The organism is Pseudomonas chlororaphis subsp. piscium (genome assembly GCF_003850345.1).
GTDB lineage: Bacteria > Pseudomonadota > Gammaproteobacteria > Pseudomonadales > Pseudomonadaceae > Aquipseudomonas > Aquipseudomonas piscium.
In genome coordinates this window covers 51,542-68,487 of record NZ_CP027707.1, presented here as the reverse complement: position 1 = coordinate 68,487, position 16,946 = coordinate 51,542, and the positions used below count along the sequence as shown (strand labels likewise).

Genomic DNA, 16,946 nt, shown 5'->3' with positions numbered 1-16,946 from the left:
TCGTTTTACGAGATACCGCGGTGCTTCCATCGCACGCAAGCTGTGCTCCTACAGAAGCCTGGTAGGAGCGAGCGGGCGGCGATCCGACTTGCCCGCGATGAACGATGACGCGGTCCCCTTGAATTACTTGCGCTGCAACATCACCGGCAGCTGGGCCACCAGTTTCTGGTTGTTCAGCGGCGCGCGGATGAAGCCGCGCTGGGTGCCGTCCGGGCCGATCACCGCCAGGTTACCGCTGTGGTCGACGGTGTAATTGGGCTTGCTGGTGTCCGCCGGAATGAACGGGATGCTCACCGCATTGGCGAGTTTCTGCACGTCCGCCACCGAGGTCGCGGTCAGGCCCTTGAAGTCTTTGTCGAAGTAGCCCAGGTACTGTTTCAGCTGCTGCGGCGTGTCGCGGTTCGGGTCGACGCTGACCAGCACCACCTGCAGGTTGTCCAGCGCCTCCTTGGGCAGCTCGCTCTTGATCTGGCGCAGCTGGGCGAGGGTGGTCGGGCAGATGTCCGGGCAGAAGGTGTAGCCGAAGAACAGCAGGCTCCACTTGCCCTTGAGCTCATTGAGCACCACCGGCTGGCCTTCCTGGTCGGTCATCTTCACATCCGGCAGGTTGCGGCTCTGGGGCAGCAGGATGATCCCGGCGTCGATCAACGCGGTCGGGTCCCCCTGGTTCTTGCCGGTCAGCACTTTGTTGACGGTGAGCCCCAGCACCAGGGCCACCAGCGCCACGAGAATAAAGACGGTTTTCTGAGTTCGAGTCATAGGTTCAACAATAGGTAGTGGTCTACGAGCAGCGCGATAAACAGCAGGAACAAGTAGTAAATAGAGTACTTGAAGGTGTTGATCGCCGCGTGCGGCCGACTGCCACGGTACAGCACCCAGGCCCATTGCAGAAAGCGCGCACCCAGGCCCAGGGCACAAACCAGGTAGAGCATGCCGCTCATGTGGATCGCATAGGGCAGCAGGCTGACCGCCAGCAGGGCGAAGGTGTAGAGCAGGATATGCACCTTGGTGTAGTGCTCGCCGTGGGTCACCGGCAGCATCGGGATGTCGGCCTTGGCGTACTCCTCCTTGCGGTGAATGGCCAGGGCCCAGAAGTGCGGCGGGGTCCAGGCGAAGATGATCAGCACCAGCAACAGCGGTTCGGCCGTCACATGGCCGGTGGCCGCGACCCAGCCCAACAGCGGTGGCGCGGCCCCGGCCAAACCGCCGATCACAATGTTCTGCGGGGTCGCTCGCTTGAGGAAGCCGGTGTAGATCACCGCATAACCGAGCAGCGACGCCAGGGTCAGCCAGGCGGTCAGCGGGTTGGTGAACGCCAGCAGCAAGGCTTGCCCGGCGATGGCCAGCAGCAGGGCGAAACCCAGCGCCGCCAGCGGCGATACCCGGCCTTCGGCCAGCGGCCGTTTATGGGTGCGCGCCATGACTGCATCGATCCGCCGGTCCACCACATGGTTCACCGCCGCCGCCGCGCCGGCGCACAGGGCGATGCCCAGGTTGCCGAACACCAGCACCGTCCACGGCACCCCGGCGCGGGTGGCGAGGAACATGCCCACCAGCGAGGTAATGAGCATCAGCACCACCACCTTGGGCTTGGTCAGCTCCAGATAGTCACGCCAGATCGCCTGGTTGTGACGCTCGCCGATCAGAGTCGCCATGGCATCTCTCCTTTTATGGTTATGGGCCCGGCGGCGTGTTTACGCGGGCTCAGGCGCCAGCCCAGCGGCAGGTGCGAGCGGGAGCGGACCAGGCTGGTGCGGGCGTGATAGTTGACCAGCACCAGGGTCAGCAGCAGCGCAGCGCCGCCCGCGTTGTGCGCCACGGCCACCGGCAGCGGCAGGTGGAACAGCACATTGCTGATGCCGAGGCCGATCTGCGCCGCCAGCGCCACCAGCACCAGCCCGGCGAGGCGGGTCATGCCCACGTGCTTGAGTTGCCAGGCCAGGCCGAGCAACACCAGGGTCACCAGCAACGCGCCGATGCGATGGGTCAGGTGGATGGCGGTGCGGGCATCGCTGTCGAGCTGCCCGCCCAGGTAGTTGGGGCCGATGTGCTGGGTCAGGTGAAAGCCGTTGGCGAAATCCGCCGCCGGCCACCACTGGCCGTGGCAGGTCGGCAGGTCGATGCAGGCCACCGCCGCGTAGTTGGAGCTGACCCAGCCGCCGAGGGCGATCTGCCCGATCACCAGCACCAGCCCGGCCGTGGCCCAGTACTGCAGGCGGCGCGGCACGATCAGCGCCGGCAGCACCCCGGACAGGCGCAGCGTCAGCAAGAACAGCAGGCTCAGGGTGGCGAAGCCTCCCAGCAGGTGTGCGGTGACCACCTGCGGCCACAGCTTGAGGGTCACCGTCCACATGCCGAACAAGGCCTGGGCGAACACTACCGACAGCAGGAACAGCGGCAACTTCAGCGGTTGCCCGGGATGATGCCGATGGGTCCAGGACCGCGCCGCCAACAGCACGATCAGCAGGCCCAGGGTGCCGGCGAAATAGCGGTGGATCATCTCGTTCCAGCCCTTGTGGGCTTCCACCGGGGTATCGGGAAAATGCAGCTCGGCATGGGCCAGCTGGGCTTCGCTTTTCGGCACGCTGATGAAGCCGTAGCAACCCGGCCAGTCCGGGCAGCCGAGGCCGGCGTGGGTCAGCCGGGTGTAGGCGCCGAGCAGCACCACGATCAGCGCCAGCAAGGTGGCAAACAAGGCGAGGCGAAATCCAGGTTTGGCCATGACGATGCCCTTATCCGATGTTCGACAGTTTCAGCAGATGGCGCAGGTCGTTGAGCAGGTCCTTGCCATTGACCCGGGCGTCGTAGCGCAGGACCAGGTTGCCGTGCGGGTCGACTATCCACAGCAGCGGCGCGCCCTGGTCGCTGGTGCCCTTGGTGAAGGTCGACAAGTCCAGTGGGTAACGCTGCAGTTGCGGGTATTCACGCTGCAGCTTGGCCTGGTAGTCGGCATCCAGCGGCTGGGCGGCGGCCAGGGCGTGGCTGGCCCGGGAGGCGTCGCGGCCCAGGGAGATCTGGATCTGCCGCGCCAGGTACACCAGTTGCTGGCAATCCTCGGAGCAGTCCTTGGGCGCCGTGACCAGGATCTGCCAGCGCGTCTCGTCGGCCTGGACCCCGATGTCGGCGCGGCTCTGGCCGTTGCCGATCAGCTCGCCGTGGTAGCTGCGGCTTTCCGGTACCCAGAACTGCAACTTGTACATGCCGGTGGCGAGGATCATCGGGCCGATCACCATGGCCACGATCAGCAGCAGCTGCCAGCGTCCGCGGCGCCGGTTGTGCGGCGCCTGGACCTCAGTAATGTTGGGTGGATTCATGGCCGCTCCCATGGTGTTTCTCCCTTGCGTTATGCCATCCGAGATAGAGGTACAAAGCGCACAGGGCCAGCGCCATGGCGAACCACTGCACGGCGTAGCCCAGATGTTTTTCCGGCCCCATGGCCACCACCGGCCATTCGGTCATGTAGGCGCCCGGACCAGCCTCCTGGCGCAGCTCATAGGCAAAACCGCTACGTCCCAGCTCGCTCCAGAGCCTGGCCGGCTCGACCCTCGTCACCAGCCGCGGCCACTGGGCATTCAGCGGATCGGCATGCAGTTGAAAGGTCGCGCCGGGGGCGACATAGACCCAGGCGTCGAGGCTCAGGGGCTGTTCTGGGGTGTTGAATGCGGGTGGCGTGCGCCGGTCCGGCCAGGGCAGCCAGCCACGGTTGAGCAACAGCCATTGGCCGCTGGCCTGGTCGAGAAAGGGTTGCAGCAGCTCGACCCCGACCTTGCCCTCATGCATGCGGTTATCCAGCAGCAGGCTGTGGGCCGCATCGAAGCGGCCATGCACTTGCACCCGGCGGAACGCCGGATCGTTGGCAGCCTGCAGCTCATCCAGGGTCAGTGGCTCGGCCACTCGCCGTTCGGCGTAGCTGGCCAGCAGCTCGCGCTTCTGTTCGCCCCGGCCCAGTTGCCAGAACCCGAGCGTCACCAGCACCGGCAGCAACGCCAGCACCACCAGGGTCGGCAGCACGCCCGGGCGAAAGCCGTTCATGGCAGCGCCCGAAAGTGGCGAGATCGACTGGCTATACTCAAGCGCATCGCGTTTCCCCTGGAGCCCACCATGCTTAAAGCGGCAATCGTCCTGTTGCTGATAGCCACGCTCATCAGCCTGTTCAGCGGCCTGTTCTTTCTGGTCAAGGACGACAGCAGCTCCCATCGCCTGCTCAGGTCGCTGACCATTCGTGTGTGCCTGGCCGCGCTCACCGTCGGCTTGATCGCCTGGGGCTTCTTCAGCGGCCAGCTGGTGTCGCACGCGCCCTGGTAACGCGGCGCTCAGAGCACGTAGACGAAGACAAACAAGCCGATCCACACCACATCGACGAAGTGCCAATACCAACTGGCCGCCTCGAAACCGAACTGATGCTCGGCGTCGAAGTGCCCCCTCATGATGCGCATCAGCATCACGAACAGGATCAGCGTGCCGATGGTCACGTGGGCGCCGTGGAAGCCGGTGAGCATGAAGAAAGTGGCGCCGTAGATGCCCGAGCCCAGGGTCAGCCCCAGCTCGTGGTAGGCGTGCAGGTACTCCTCGGCCTGGAAGCCGAGAAAGGCACAGCCCAGCAACACGGTAATCACCAGCCAGATTTTCAGCGCGCCGCGATGGCCGTTCTTCAGGGCGTGGTGGGCAATGGTCACGGTGACGCTGGAACTCACCAGCAGCACGGTGTTGAGCAACGGCAGGCCCCAGGGGCTGATGACTTCCTTAGGCGGTGGGAACAGCTTCGAGTCGGGGTTTTCGAGCAATGGCCAGACGAACTCGAAGTTCGGCCACAGCATGTGCGCGATGCCCTTGCTGCCTTCGCCGCCCAGGGCCGGGCCGGCGATATGGCGCACGTAGAACAGCGCGCCGAAGAAGGCGATGAAGAACATCACTTCGGAAAAGATGAACCAGCTCATGCCCCAGCGGAACGAGCGATCCAGCTGGGCGCTGTACAGGCCGGCGCGACTTTCCTTGATCACCGCGCCGAACCAGCCGAACAGCATGTAGGCCAGCAGCAGGCCACCGACGAAGAAAATCAGCGGGCCGTGGGATTCCGGGCGTGCGGCCTTGAGGTCGTTGAACCAGGTGGCCAGGCCGAACACAGTAACGAACATGCCCACCGTGGCGATGATCGGCCACTTGCTCTGGGCGGGAACGTAATAATGCTCATGAATTGCCATTTATTGTTCTCCTTATCGGGCACGCTTAAACGTCTTAACCGCCGGTGTTGGTGCTCACGGCCACCGGTGGATGACGCGCGGTGATATCGAACAGCGTGTAAGCCAGCGTCAGGTGCTTCACATCCTTGGGCATGTCGCGGTCAACGATGAAACGTACCGGCATCTCGATCTGCTGACCGGGCTGCAGCATTTGCTGGGTGAAACAGAAGCATTCGGTCTTGTGGAAATACATCGCGGCGCTGCTCGGCGAAATGCTCGGGATCGCCTGGGCGCTCATCGGGCGGTCGCTGGGATTGCGGGCGATGAAGATCATCTCGTTCACAGCGCCTGGATGAACCACGATGTCGTCGGCCTTGGGATAAAAATCCCAGACCATGTCGATCGCGTTGGTCGACAGGAACTGCACCCGCACCTGGCGCGAGACATCCACCTGCTGCTCGCCGGAATACTGCCCGCCGGTCTTGCCGTTGATGCCCAGCGCCTTGCACATCACGTCGTAGATCGGCACCAGGGCAAAACCGAAGACGAACATCGCCGCCACCACCAGCAACAGGCGGGTGACCAGCTTCTTCATCGAAACCTCGGCCATCAGCTACCTCCAGCTGTTTCAGCAGCGAGCGGGCATCGCGGCAGGCTGTTCATTTCACTTCCGGTGGCGTGGTGAAGGTGTGGTACGGCGCCGGCGACGGCACGCTCCACTCCAGCCCTTCGGCACCGTCCCAAGGCTTGGCCGGCGCGGGTTGGCCACCACGGATGCACTTGATGACGATGAACAGGAAGAAGATCTGCGTCGCGCCGAAGGTGAACGCGCCGATGGACGACACCATGTTGAAATCGGCGAACTGCAGGTTGTAGTCCGGGATCCGCCGTGGCATCCCCGCCAGGCCAACGAAGTGCATCGGGAAGAACGCCATGTTCATGCCGATGAAGGACAGCCAGAAGTGCAGCTTGCCCAGGGTTTCGTCGTACATGTGCCCGGTCCACTTCGGCAGCCAGTAGTAGGCCGAGGCGAAGATGCCGAAGATCGCGCCCGGCACCAGCACATAGTGGAAGTGCGCGACCACGAAATAGGTGTCCTGGTACTGGAAGTCCGCCGGGGCGATGGCCAGCATCAGCCCGGAGAAGCCGCCGATGGTGAACAGGATCACGAAGGCCACGGCGAACAGCATTGGCGTTTCGAAGGTCAGCGAGCCCTGCCACATGGTGCTGACCCAGTTGAAGACCTTGACCCCGGTCGGCACCGCGATAAGCATCGTGGCGTACATGAAGAACAGCTCGCCCACCAGCGGGATGCCGACCACGAACATGTGGTGCGCCCAGACGATGAACGACAGGAAGGCGATACTCGCCGTGGCATAGACCATCGAGGTGTAGCCGAACAACGGCTTGCGCGAGAAGGCCGGGATGATCGCGCTGACGGCGCCGAAGGCCGGCAGGATCATGATGTACACCTCGGGGTGACCGAAGAACCAGAACACATGCTGGAACAGAACCGGGTCACCGCCGCCGGCGGCACTGAAGAAGCTGGTGCCGAAGTGGATGTCCATCAGCATCATGGTCACGCAGCCGGCCAGCACCGGCATCACCGCGATCAGCAGGAAGGCGGTGATCAGCCAGGTCCAGACGAACAGCGGCATCTTCATCAGGGTCATGCCGGGGGCGCGCAGGTTGAGGATGGTGGCGATCACATTGATCGCGCCCATGATCGAGCTGATACCCATCAGGTGAATGGCGAAGATGAAGAAGGTCACGCTTTCCGGCGCGTAGGTGGTGGACAGCGGGGCGTAGAAAGTCCAGCCGAAGTTGGGTCCGCCACCGGGCATGAACAGGGTCGAGACCAGCAGCAGGAACGCCGCCGGCAGCAACCAGAAACTGAAGTTGTTCATCCGTGGCAGGGCCATGTCCGGCGCGCCGACCATCAGCGGGATCATCCAGTTGGCCAGGCCGACGAAGGCCGGCATCACCGCGCCGAAGACCATCACCAGGCCGTGCATGGTGGTCATCTGGTTGAAGAATTCCGGCTGCACGATCTGCAGGCCGGGCTGGAACAGCTCGGCGCGGATCACCATGGCGAACGAGCCGCCGAGCAGGAACATGGAGAAGGCGAACCACAGGTACAGGGTGCCAATGTCCTTGTGGTTGGTGGTCAGCACCCAGCGCATCAGGCCCTTGGCGGGACCGTGGGTGTGGTCATGATCGCCAACGATTGCATGACCGTGCTCATCGCTCACAGCGTTCATGGCCTGTCTCCTGTAAACGGTTGGGCTGGACGATCGAGGGCGGCACGCCCCGAGCGGCTGCGGGAACACGCAATAGACCGGGTCATTTGCTTTCCGCCTGTTTCAGAGCCAGGACATCCTTGGGCGTCACCATGTCGCCCTTGTTGTTGCCCCAGGCGTTACGTTCGTAGGTGATTACCGCTGCCAGGTCGACTTCCGACAGCTGCTTGCCGAAGGCCGCCATGGCGGTGCCGGGCTTGCCGTGGAAGACGATGTTCAGATGATCCGCCACCGGCCCGGTGGCGATCTTCGAGCCCTTGAGCGCCGGGAACATCGGCGGCAGGCCCTGGCCCTCGGCCTGGTGACAGGCCACGCAGGTGGTGTGGTAGACCTTGTCGCCACGGGCCACCAGCTCTTCGAGGGTCCATTCCTTGCTGGTCAGTTCCTTGAGCTTGAGGGCCTCGGCCTTGCGTTCGCCCAGCCAGGTGTCGTAGTCGGCCTGGGTCTTCACGTCGACCACGATCGGCATGAAGCCGTGGTCCTTGCCGCACAGCTCGGCGCACTGGCCGCGATACAGGCCGGGCTTGTCGACCCGGGTCCAGGCTTCGTTGACGAAACCGGGGATCGCATCGCGCTTGACCGCGAAGGCCGGTACCCACCAGGAATGGATGACGTCGGCGGAGGTCACCAGAAAGCGCACCTTGGCGCCGATCGGCAGCACCAGCGGCTGGTCGACTTCCAGCAGGTAATGTTCGCCCTTGGCGCTCTGGTTATGAATCTGCTCGGCGGGAGTGGTCAGGTTGCTGAAGAACTCGACGTCCTGGCCCAGGTATTTGTAGTGCCACTTCCACTGATAGCCGGTGATCTGGATGTCCACATCCGGCTCACTGGCGTCATACATCTTGATCAGGGTCGCGGTAGCGGGAACGGCCATGGCCACCAGGATCAGCAGCGGCACCACCGTCCAGAGGATTTCCACCGTCGTGCTTTCGTGGAACTTGGCGGCTACCTGGCCGGTGGAGCGGCGGTGCACGATCATCGACCAGAACATGGCGCCGAAGACAATGACGCCGATCACCACACAGATCCAGAAGATGGTCATGTGCAGGTCGAATACCGCGTGACTTATATCAGTCGCTCCAGGCGCCATATTCACGGTCCAGGCGCCATGCGCCTGGCTGAATACCGACCACAACAGGAGGCCCATCCAGACTTGTGGATGTCGCATCATTGCGGGTTCCCCTTATCGTTCTTGTTATCCCGCCGGCTTTCACCTGCGGCCAAGGGATCGGCTGCCCAGACTACGAACTTATACCGCCGAGCCTTCGCTGCACATGCAGTCGGGCGTCATCAGCTAACTTCATACAGACCCGAGTATAGACAGCGACTTCGACCTCGCAACGCGGTGCCGTAAATCCACTGAAACAGTTTGCCGCGGCCTTATAGGCCACGGTTGGAAAGGGATAGGGGATGAATGATGGCAAGGCGATATAACTCAGACGACTAACCATGAAATAATTATGAGAAATACGTCTTAAGCGATTTCGTGAGCAGGCTAACTTATGTCTTCCCTAATTAATTGCCCTTGTTTCCTGGAGTATTCATGAACACCGCCGCATTGCGCGAGCAGATCCAACGAGCCCATCAACATGAATCCAGCACCGGGCATTTGCGCCGCCAGCTGGAAACCCAATTGCCACACCTGCACCCCGCCATCCTGCTCCCCGAAGTGGACGCCCAGGGGGTGATGACCCGTTTTGTCGCCGCTTATATCGACCAGGTTCCCGACCTGCTGGACGCCGCCAACGAAGTCGCGCGCGAAGCCGGCATCGAGTCACAGATCAAGCCGGTGCTGAAGATCGCCGAGCAGTTCTTCCTCCAGCCGCCCGCCATCATGGCCGGCCACGAAGGCCTGGACGGCCTGCTGGACGAAGCCTATCTGGCCCATCGCCTGGTGGAAGAGGTCAACGACCTGTACATCACCCATTTCGGCCAGCCGCTGATCCCGCTGGACACCACGGTGGCCAACCTGATCGCCCACCAGTTGATCGGCGAAACCTTCGCCAACCAACTGGACGAAGCAGTGCACCATGCGGTCGACGCGATGCTCAATGAAGAGAGCTTCGCCCTGGAGTCGGTCGAGGCCTATCGTGAGAAGCTCAACAGCCCCGACACCGACGCCGCCTGGAAACGCTGGCCGTGCCTGTCGCGTCAGTTGGGCGTGGAGCTGGAACTCGACCAGCCGGCTGCTTGAGTCTATTCATCGCCCGCCAGCCGTGCTCCTGAGGGATCTGTAGGAGCGAGCAGGCGGCGATCCGACTTGCCCGCGATGAACGCTGATGCGGTCCAGAAGACAGACCGCAGCGCGGCCATCGCACGCAAGCTGTGCTCCTACAGAAGCTCCTTCTGGCTTACGCCCGGGCTTCCAGCTTCGAGGCCGGACTCACGCCCACGTTGGTGTGCAAGCGGCCCTCCAGCCGGCGCTTCAACCCGCGCGACTCGATCACCAGCTTCGAGCCCTTGGCCGCATTGGCCCGTCCCCACTCCTCGAGCAGCTCCAGGCAGGCATGGTCGATGTAGCCCAGGTTATTGAGCGGCACATGCACCCTGGTGCCCGGTGGGATGCTGCCCAGCGCCTGGGTCAGGGCCGGCACCTTGAGGAAGGTCGCGGCGCCCACCAGGCGCAGCTCCATTTCGCCTGCGGCCGGTAGGTCCACCAGGCTGATCTTCAGCCGCGAAGCGCCCCAGGCCAGCTTCACCAGGGTCAGGCCAAAGCCGATCAGCACACCGGTCAGCAGGTCGGTGAAGACAATCGCCAGCGCGGTCACGCCGTAGGTCAGCATCGGCATCGGCCCATAACGGCCCAGCTTGCGGAACGACTTGAGGTCCACCAGCTTGAACCCGGTGTACACCAGCACGCCCGCCAAGCTGGCCACCGGAATGCTTTGCAGCACGCTGGACAGCAACAGCACGAACGCCAGCAGCCACAGGCCGTGAAAGATCGCCGACAGCCGCGTGGTCGCGCCCGCCTGGACGTTGGCCGAACTGCGCACTATCACCCCGGTCATCGGCAGGGCGCCGAGCAGCCCGCAGAGCATGTTGCCGATCCCTTGCGCCGACAGCTCACGGTCGAAATCCGAACGTGTGCCGTTGTGCATGCGATCCACCGCGGCGGCGGACAGCAGGGTTTCGGCACTGGCGATAAAGGCCACGGCAAAGGCCGCGACCAGCAGTGCCGGATCCGCCAGGTTGAGCAGGTCGGCCGGACGCAGCCAGTCGATCGCCTCGGCGAGGTTCTCCGGTACCTCGACCCGCTTGACCTGCAACGCCAGGGCCAGGCTGGCAAAGGTCGCCAGGCCGACACCCAGCAGGGCGCCGGGGATGAAGCGCAGCGAATGCGGGCGCAGTTTTTCCCACAGGAACATCACCGCCATGGTCGACAGGCCAAGCAACCCGGCCTGCCAGCCAAAACCGCCGCCCAGGCTCGGCAGGGCCTGGGCCACCGCCTCGGGGAAGCCCGCGAGGTTATCCAGGCCGGACGCCTGGGGCTGGGCGTCGAGCATCACGTGCACTTGGGAGAGCACGATCAACACCCCGATCCCGGCGAGCATGCCGTAGACCACCGCCGGCGCCGTGACCCGAAACCAGCAGCCCAGGCGCAGGCGCCCAGCCACCAGTTGCAGGAAACCCGCCAGCAACAGGATCGGCCCGAGCATGGCGATACCGTGCTGGCGCACCAGTTCGAACACCAGGACCGCCAGCCCCGCGGCCGGACCGCTGACCTGCAAGGGCGAGCCGGCCAGCCAGCCCACCACCAGGCCACCGATGATCCCGGTGATCAAACCCTTGGCCGGCGGCATGCCGGAAGCGATGGCGATACCCATGCACAAGGGCAGGGCCACCAGAAACACCACCACGGAAGCGAGCAGCTCCCGTGGCAAAACAGCTTTCAGTTGTGCTGCACGCATGATGATTCTCCCGAAGCTTTCTTCAGGCGTGGCAAAGCCTGACCGCGCTGACGGCAGTCATGGCTGAACCCCACTGGGATTTAGGAGGATTTAGAAGCGCGCTTTAGGCGTCGCAACCGGGATCGGGTGGCGTCCGTCCAACGGCAGGAAACACCCTTGATCCGCGTCGTAGGCTTTGATTTCGCTGGTTTCGATGTTGTACACCCAGCCATGGATGAACAACTGGCCGTTGGCCATGCGCGAAGCCACCGAAGGGTGGGTGCGCAAATGCTGCAACTGGGCGATGACGTTCTCTTCGGTCAGCACATGCATGCTGGCGTTCTCGTCGGCGCAGTCGCAGTTCTCCTGAACCATGGTCTTGGCCACTTCGGCGTGGCGCAGCCAGGCTTTGACCGTCGGCATCTTTTCCAGGCTCTGCGGGTTGAGCACCGCGCGCATGGCGCCGCAGTCGGAATGGCCGCAAACGATGATGTGGTGCACGCCCAGCGCCATGACCGCGTATTCGATGGCCGTGGACACGCCGCCGTTCATCTGCCCGTAAGGCGGTACCACGTTACCGACGTTGCGGGTCACGAACAGGTCGCCCGGGGCACTCTGGGTAATCAGTTCGGGGACGATGCGCGAATCCGCGCAGGCAATGAACATCGCCCGCGGCCGCTGGGCCGTGGCGAGTTTCTTGAACAGTTCTTCCTGCTGCGGGAAGACCTCGTGATGAAAATGCAAAAAGCCGTCAACTATTATCTGCAGCGCTGCGTCGGCGCTTTCGGCGACCTCTGTGGACGCTGAAGCCGACGCAGCCAACGGCTGTTTATCCTTGTCACTCATGATTCATCCTCTTCGACGGATTAGGCTCTGTCGAAAAGTGGCTGCGCTCGGTCATGCTGCGTTAAAAACAGGCTCGGAATGCTCATTTAGGCCCCTAAACTCCGCTTCCTCGCCTGTTTTTGCCTTGCCTGACCTTCGCTCGCCGACTTTTCGCTCAGACCCTTAGGTGAATTTTCCAGTTTTATCCGGCACGACGCCAGCGATTGATTAAAAAACAACCAGCCCGCTGACAGCGACCCAAAGGTCACTCGATGAACAAAGTAGCCTTCCAAACTTAACTCAAACTGAACGGAGCGCTCTAAAACGCCACTATTGGCCATGCAAAAGGGTGACCAGCCTATAGAGCCAGGTGCACCGACACTACTCCACCATAGGCCAATAACCCCTACAGCAACGACATCTGCCCACCCGGCGGACAGAAGGCCGTGCAGTCGAGGTTGTAGCCTTCGCGCCGATCGAGCCCCAGGCGTTTGCTGGCCTTGGCGAAACGCTGCGCCAACAGGGCCGCGAAGGGGCCTTCGCCGCGCATCCGTGCACCAAAACGGCTGTCATACAGCTCACCGCCGCGACACTGGCGGATCAGGCTCAGGACATGGGCCGCCCGCTGCGGGTAGTGGGCGTTGAGCCATTCCTCGAACAGCGGCGCCACTTCCAGGGGCAGGCGCAGCATCATGTAGGCGGCGCTTTGCGCGCCCGCGGCATGGGCCTCGGCGAGCAGGCTTTCCAGCTCGCTGTCGTTGATCATCGGAATCATCGGCGAACACAGCACCCCCACGGGAATCCCCGCCTCGCGCATCACCCGGATCGCCCGCAATCGCGCCTTGGGCGCCGCCGCCCGGGGTTCGAGGATGCGCTTGAGCTCGTCGTCCAGGGTGGTCAGGCTGATCATCACCGCCACCAGCCGCTGCTCGGCCAGTTCGACCAACAGGTCGAGATCGCGCAGGATCAACGAGCCCTTGGTGACGATGGTCACCGGGTGCCGGTAGCGCAGCAGCACCTCCAGGGTCCGGCGGGTCAGCTGGTGTTCGCGCTCGATGGGCTGGTAGGGGTCGGTGTTGGAACCCAGGTTGATCGGCGCGCACTTGTAGCCGGGCTTGGACAACTGCTGTTCCAGCATCGCCGCAGCATTGGTCTTGGCGATCAGCTTGGTCTCGAAATCCAGCCCCGGCGACAGGTCCCAGTAGGCGTGACTGGGCCGCGCATAACAGTAGATGCAGCCATGCTCGCAGCCGCGATAGGGATTGATGGAGCGGTCGAAGGGCAGGTCCGGCGAGCTGTTGCGGGTGATGATGGATTTCGCCGTCTCAAGGCGCACCTCGGTGCCCTGGGTCAGCGGGGCTTCCTGATACCAGCCGTCGTCGAAGGCCACCGAGCGCTGGGGCGCAAAACGGTTGTGCGGGTTGGTCGCGGTGCCACGGCCGCGCGGGGGCAGGGGACTGAACATGGGAGGCACTCCATCACTGTATTTATATACAGTAATGGAGCCTGAAGCATCTGCCTAGCGCCGCCGGGCTGAAAACGCGCCTGGCGGCGCGCATCGCGAGCAAGCTCGCTCCTACAGGGTTCCGCATAGCCCTTGTAGGAGCGAGCTTGCTCGCGATAACTATCGATCAACCGCCGCTGTGGGTCTTCACTTGCCCCAGATCGTCATTCGAGGTGCTTTGCAGGTCGCCCTTGCGCAGTCCCGCCACATCCGCGGCTTTCACCTCGGAACCCTGGTTGCCCCAGCTGGTGCGGATGAAGTTGACCACATCGGCCACCTCCTGGTCCGACAGGCGCCAGGCGAAGGCCGGCATGGTGAAGGTCGATGGCGCGGTGTGGGTCGCCGGCAAGGTGCCACCCTTGAGCACGATATGGATCAGCGACGTGGCATCGGCGCTTTGCAGCACCGGGTTGCCCGCCAGCGCCGGGAACACCCGGGTATAACCATGGCCGTCGGTACGGTGGCACGCCGCGCAGTTGTCGATGTACACCGACGCCCCCGGCTTGCTGTCGTCACCTTTCCACAACGCCTCGGCCACCGCCTTGTCGTACTGGTGCGGCTGGTCGTTGGCATCCACCGCCGGCAGCGACTTGAGGTAACGGGCAATGGCTGTCAGGTCCTCTTCGGACATGTACTGCATGCTGTGCACCACCACGTCGCTCATGCCGCCGAACACCGCGCTACGGTCGCTGCGACCGGTCTTGAGGAACTGCACCAGTTGCTCTTCGCTCCAGCTGCCGAGGCCATCCTTGTGGTCGCCGCGCAGGTTCTTGGCGATCCAGCCTTCCAGCGGCGCGCTGCCAGCCAGGAAATGGCTGCCTTCGCTAGCGCTCAGGGCCTTCTCCTGCATGGTCAGGGCACGCGGCGTGTGGCAGGCGCCACAGTGGCCGAGGCCTTCCACCAGATAGGCTCCGCGGCTGACCATTGGGTCTTCCGCAGCATGCGCCTGGCCGCTGCCTTGCTGACCCGCCACGCTCGGCGCGAACATCCAGCGCCAGCCCGCCAGCGGCCAGCGCATGCTCAGCGGCCAGGGGATATCGCTGTCGCGGTTCTCCTGGACCACAGGCGCCACGCCTTGCATGAAGTAGGCATACAGCGCCTGCATATCGGCATCGCTGACCCGCGCATAGGACGGGTAGGGCATGGCCGGGTACAGGCTGCTACCGCTCTTGGCCACGCCATGGCGCACGGCCTTGTCGAAGTCGTCGAAGCTATACTCGCCGATGCCGGTCTTGTCCGGGGTGATGTTGGTGGAGTAGATCGTGCCGATCGGGGTTTCCATCGGCAGGCCGCCGGCGAACGGCTTGCCGTCCTTGGCGGTGTGGCAGGCCACGCAGTCACCGGCGCGGGCCAGGTATTCGCCCTGTTTGATCAAGGCTTGCCGATCGGTTTCGGCGGCGCAGAAGGAAGCGCTGCCGAGCAGGGCCAGGGTCGCGATAACGAGGGTTTTCATGGTCATCGCTCCTTATGCCTGGACCAGCGGGCCGGGGTTCTTCAGGTACTGCTCGCGGATCGCGCGGGCCGACCAGTAGGTCAACGCGGCCACCAGGCCGGTCGGGTTGTAGCCCAGGCCCTGGGGGAAGGCCGAAGCGCCCGGGACGAATACGTTGTGCACGTCCCAGCTCTGCAGGTAACGGTTCAAGGCACTGGTTTTCGGGTCAGTGCCCATGATCGCGCCACCGTTGAGGTGGGTGGTCTGGTAGGACGCGGTGTTGAAGTGCTCACCGACCTTCTTGCCCAGCACCGCGATGGCCTTGGGGTTCATCGCCTCGGCGATCTTGCCCATCTTCTCGACCATGAAGCGGTTCATCTTGATGTCGTTTTCCTGCCAGTCGAAGGTCATGCGCAACAGCGGCAGGCCATAAGCGTCGCGGTACACCGGATCGAGGTCGAGGTAGTTGCCGCGGTAGGACTGGTGGGCACCGTGGGCGTCCATCGACACCTGGTGGGTGTAGTAGTCGGCGGTGGCCTTCTTCCAGGCGCTGCCCCAGGCCGGGGTGCCCGGTGGGTTGGAGGTCCCGGCGATCGGCCGGCTGCCGGCCTGGTTGACCCAGAACGGCGAACCACCGACGAAGCCGTGGGGGCCGTGGTCGAAGTTGTCGGCGTTGAAGTCGTCCACCGCCACGCCATTGCCGCCGGCGCCGATGAAGTTGTTGGTGTGCACGTCCTTGTCGAAGTAGGCCTTGATGGTGGCCATGTTCTGGTAGGCGAAGTTCTTGCCCACCACGCCTTCGCCAGTGATCGGGTCGTACGGCTTGCCGATGCCGGACAGCAACATCAGGCGCACGTTATGGAACTGGAAGGCGCCGAGGATCACCAGGTCCGCCGGCTGCTCGATCTCGCGGCCCTGGCCGTCGACATAAGTGACGCCGGTAGCGCGGGTCTTGGTGCTGTCGAGGTTGACCTTGAGCACGTGGGAGTTGGGGCGCAGCTCGAAATTCGGCAGCGGCTTGAGGGCCGGCAGAATGTTCACGTTCGGCGAAGCCTTGGAGTACATGTAGCAGACGTAGCCGCTGCAGAACCCGCAGAAGTTGCACGGCCCCATTTGCGCGCCATAGGGGTTGGTGTAGGGCCCCGAGGTATTGGCCGACGGCAGGTTGTACGGTTTGTAGCCAACTTCACCGGCGGCTTTCTGGAACAGCTGGGCGGAGTAGGTGTTCTTCTGCGACTCCAGCGGGAAATGCTCCGAGCGATCCGGTGCGTAAGGGTTGCCGCCCTTGCCTTCGCCGACCAGTTGGCCTTTCACGGTCCAGGCCTGGCCCGAGGTACCGAAGACTTTTTCCGCGTAGTCGAAGAACGGCTCCAGCTCTTCGTAGGTGACGCCGAAGTCCTGGATGGTCATGTCCTTGGGGATGAAATTCTTGCCGTAGCGCTCTTCATAGTGGCTGCGCATGCGCAGCTCGATCGGGTCGGCACGAAAATGCACGCCGGACCAGTGCAGGCCGGCGCCGCCGACGCCGTTGCCCGGCAGGAACGCGCCGAGTTGGCGGTTCGGCAGGGCCACGTCGTTGACGCTATGGCGAATGGTCACCGTCTCCCGGGAGATGTCCTGGAAGAGTTTCTTGCGCACGCTGTAGGTGAGCTCGTCGATCACCTGCGGGTAGTTGCCGTCCGGGTAGGTGTCCTGCATCGGCCCGCGCTCCAGCGCCAGCACGTTGAGCCCGGCCTCGGTCAGTTCCTTGGCCATGATCGCGCCGGTCCAGCCAAACCCGACGATCACTGCGTCGACCTTCTTCATTACCGTTGCCAT

The 16,946-nt window shown here is 63.5% G+C and carries 16 protein-coding genes; 2 read left to right on the top strand and 14 right to left on the bottom strand.

Translation table 11 applies throughout. The features are described from left to right. Positions 1–123: 123 nt before the first annotated feature. The 5 genes from C4K38_RS00345 to C4K38_RS00325 are packed head-to-tail and all read right to left on the bottom strand — an operon-like array spanning position 124 to position 4,032. Positions 124–759 carry an SCO family protein gene (locus tag C4K38_RS00345; protein ID WP_053276840.1) on the bottom strand — a complete coding sequence of 212 codons (636 nt, stop codon included), beginning with the start codon at positions 757–759 and terminating at the stop codon, positions 124–126. Then, positions 756–1,655, bottom strand: a complete 900-nt coding sequence (gene cyoE, locus C4K38_RS00340) for a heme o synthase (protein ID WP_053276839.1) — start codon at positions 1,653–1,655, stop codon at positions 756–758. The genes C4K38_RS00345 and cyoE overlap by 4 nt, the downstream gene beginning before the upstream one ends. Continuing rightward, the gene (locus C4K38_RS00335) at positions 1,643–2,722 is read right to left on the bottom strand and encodes a COX15/CtaA family protein (RefSeq protein WP_053276838.1); all 1,080 of its coding nucleotides are present in this window, start codon (positions 2,720–2,722) and stop codon (positions 1,643–1,645) included. Before C4K38_RS00335 ends, cyoE begins: the two co-directional genes overlap by 13 nt. Before the next feature lie 10 nt (positions 2,723–2,732). After that, positions 2,733–3,326 (bottom strand): PA_0111/PP_0108 family redox-active disulfide protein, encoded by a 594-nt coding sequence (locus tag C4K38_RS00330; RefSeq protein WP_053276837.1) that lies wholly within the window; start codon positions 3,324–3,326, stop codon positions 2,733–2,735. Then, positions 3,292–4,032 (bottom strand): SURF1 family protein, encoded by a 741-nt coding sequence (locus tag C4K38_RS00325; protein WP_053276836.1) that lies wholly within the window; start codon positions 4,030–4,032, stop codon positions 3,292–3,294. Before C4K38_RS00325 ends, C4K38_RS00330 begins: the two co-directional genes overlap by 35 nt. A 69-nt stretch (positions 4,033–4,101) precedes the next feature. Here C4K38_RS00325 and C4K38_RS00320 point away from each other — a divergent pair, with 69 nt between their 5' ends. Next, on the top strand, positions 4,102–4,305 hold the full coding sequence (locus tag C4K38_RS00320) for a twin transmembrane helix small protein (RefSeq protein ID WP_053276835.1): 204 nt from the start codon (positions 4,102–4,104) through the stop codon (positions 4,303–4,305). 8 nt (positions 4,306–4,313) lie between these two features. On the opposite strand, the gene C4K38_RS00315 is transcribed toward C4K38_RS00320, so the two are convergent. From C4K38_RS00315 to coxB, 4 genes are all read right to left on the bottom strand, one after another. Beyond that, positions 4,314–5,201: a cytochrome c oxidase subunit 3 gene (locus tag C4K38_RS00315; protein ID WP_053276834.1), complete on the bottom strand. Its 888-nt coding sequence runs from the start codon at positions 5,199–5,201 to the stop codon at positions 4,314–4,316. Positions 5,202–5,235: 34 nt separating this feature from the next. Next, on the bottom strand, positions 5,236–5,790 hold the full coding sequence (locus tag C4K38_RS00310) for a cytochrome c oxidase assembly protein (RefSeq protein WP_053276833.1): 555 nt from the start codon (positions 5,788–5,790) through the stop codon (positions 5,236–5,238). 49 nt (positions 5,791–5,839) lie between these two features. After that, positions 5,840–7,441 carry a cytochrome c oxidase subunit I gene (gene ctaD / locus C4K38_RS00305; protein ID WP_007924322.1) on the bottom strand — a complete coding sequence of 534 codons (1,602 nt, stop codon included), beginning with the start codon at positions 7,439–7,441 and terminating at the stop codon, positions 5,840–5,842. A gap of 82 nt (positions 7,442–7,523) precedes the next feature. Beyond that, positions 7,524–8,651 (bottom strand): cytochrome c oxidase subunit II, encoded by a 1,128-nt coding sequence (gene coxB, locus C4K38_RS00300; RefSeq protein ID WP_053276832.1) that lies wholly within the window; start codon positions 8,649–8,651, stop codon positions 7,524–7,526. Between the two features lie 372 nt (positions 8,652–9,023). Between coxB and C4K38_RS00295 the strand changes: the two genes are divergently transcribed. Then, the gene (locus tag C4K38_RS00295) at positions 9,024–9,674 is read left to right on the top strand and encodes a hypothetical protein (RefSeq protein WP_025806830.1); all 651 of its coding nucleotides are present in this window, start codon (positions 9,024–9,026) and stop codon (positions 9,672–9,674) included. A 157-nt stretch (positions 9,675–9,831) separates the two neighbouring features. Here C4K38_RS00295 and C4K38_RS00290 read toward each other — a convergent pair whose 3' ends face one another. The 5 genes from C4K38_RS00290 to C4K38_RS00270 form a co-directional block, all read right to left on the bottom strand. Next, the gene (locus tag C4K38_RS00290; RefSeq protein ID WP_053276831.1) at positions 9,832–11,388 is read right to left on the bottom strand and encodes a SulP family inorganic anion transporter; all 1,557 of its coding nucleotides are present in this window, start codon (positions 11,386–11,388) and stop codon (positions 9,832–9,834) included. Positions 11,389–11,478: 90 nt separating this feature from the next. Continuing rightward, positions 11,479–12,213, bottom strand: coding sequence for a carbonic anhydrase (locus C4K38_RS00285; protein ID WP_009046260.1), 735 nt, complete (start codon positions 12,211–12,213; stop codon positions 11,479–11,481). A gap of 385 nt (positions 12,214–12,598) precedes the next feature. Further along, positions 12,599–13,657 (bottom strand): PA0069 family radical SAM protein, encoded by a 1,059-nt coding sequence (locus C4K38_RS00280; RefSeq protein WP_009046259.1) that lies wholly within the window; start codon positions 13,655–13,657, stop codon positions 12,599–12,601. Positions 13,658–13,823: 166 nt separating this feature from the next. Further along, positions 13,824–15,149 (bottom strand): cytochrome c, encoded by a 1,326-nt coding sequence (locus C4K38_RS00275; RefSeq protein ID WP_053276830.1) that lies wholly within the window; start codon positions 15,147–15,149, stop codon positions 13,824–13,826. Between the two features lie 12 nt (positions 15,150–15,161). After that, positions 15,162–16,946 carry a GMC family oxidoreductase gene (locus C4K38_RS00270; RefSeq protein WP_007924329.1) on the bottom strand — a complete coding sequence of 595 codons (1,785 nt, stop codon included), beginning with the start codon at positions 16,944–16,946 and terminating at the stop codon, positions 15,162–15,164.

Coding starts and splice junctions, on each gene's coding strand:
- C4K38_RS00290 (WP_053276831.1), bottom strand. CDS start 11,388: ATGCGTGCAGCACAACTGAAAGCTGTTTTGCCACGGGAGCTGCTCGCT.
- C4K38_RS00345 (WP_053276840.1), bottom strand. CDS start 759: ATGACTCGAACTCAGAAAACCGTCTTTATTCTCGTGGCGCTGGTGGCC.
- coxB (WP_053276832.1), bottom strand. CDS start 8,651: ATGATGCGACATCCACAAGTCTGGATGGGCCTCCTGTTGTGGTCGGTA.
- C4K38_RS00275 (WP_053276830.1), bottom strand. CDS start 15,149: ATGAAAACCCTCGTTATCGCGACCCTGGCCCTGCTCGGCAGCGCTTCC.
- C4K38_RS00330 (WP_053276837.1), bottom strand. CDS start 3,326: ATGGGAGCGGCCATGAATCCACCCAACATTACTGAGGTCCAGGCGCCG.
- C4K38_RS00310 (WP_053276833.1), bottom strand. CDS start 5,790: ATGGCCGAGGTTTCGATGAAGAAGCTGGTCACCCGCCTGTTGCTGGTG.
- C4K38_RS00335 (WP_053276838.1), bottom strand. CDS start 2,722: ATGGCCAAACCTGGATTTCGCCTCGCCTTGTTTGCCACCTTGCTGGCG.
- C4K38_RS00315 (WP_053276834.1), bottom strand. CDS start 5,201: ATGGCAATTCATGAGCATTATTACGTTCCCGCCCAGAGCAAGTGGCCG.
- C4K38_RS00295 (WP_025806830.1), top strand. CDS start 9,024: ATGAACACCGCCGCATTGCGCGAGCAGATCCAACGAGCCCATCAACAT.
- ctaD (WP_007924322.1), bottom strand. CDS start 7,441: ATGAACGCTGTGAGCGATGAGCACGGTCATGCAATCGTTGGCGATCAT.
- C4K38_RS00270 (WP_007924329.1), bottom strand. CDS start 16,946: ATGGCAACGGTAATGAAGAAGGTCGACGCAGTGATCGTCGGGTTTGGC.
- C4K38_RS00285 (WP_009046260.1), bottom strand. CDS start 12,213: ATGAGTGACAAGGATAAACAGCCGTTGGCTGCGTCGGCTTCAGCGTCC.
- C4K38_RS00280 (WP_009046259.1), bottom strand. CDS start 13,657: ATGTTCAGTCCCCTGCCCCCGCGCGGCCGTGGCACCGCGACCAACCCG.
- C4K38_RS00325 (WP_053276836.1), bottom strand. CDS start 4,032: ATGAACGGCTTTCGCCCGGGCGTGCTGCCGACCCTGGTGGTGCTGGCG.
- cyoE (WP_053276839.1), bottom strand. CDS start 1,655: ATGGCGACTCTGATCGGCGAGCGTCACAACCAGGCGATCTGGCGTGAC.
- C4K38_RS00320 (WP_053276835.1), top strand. CDS start 4,102: ATGCTTAAAGCGGCAATCGTCCTGTTGCTGATAGCCACGCTCATCAGC.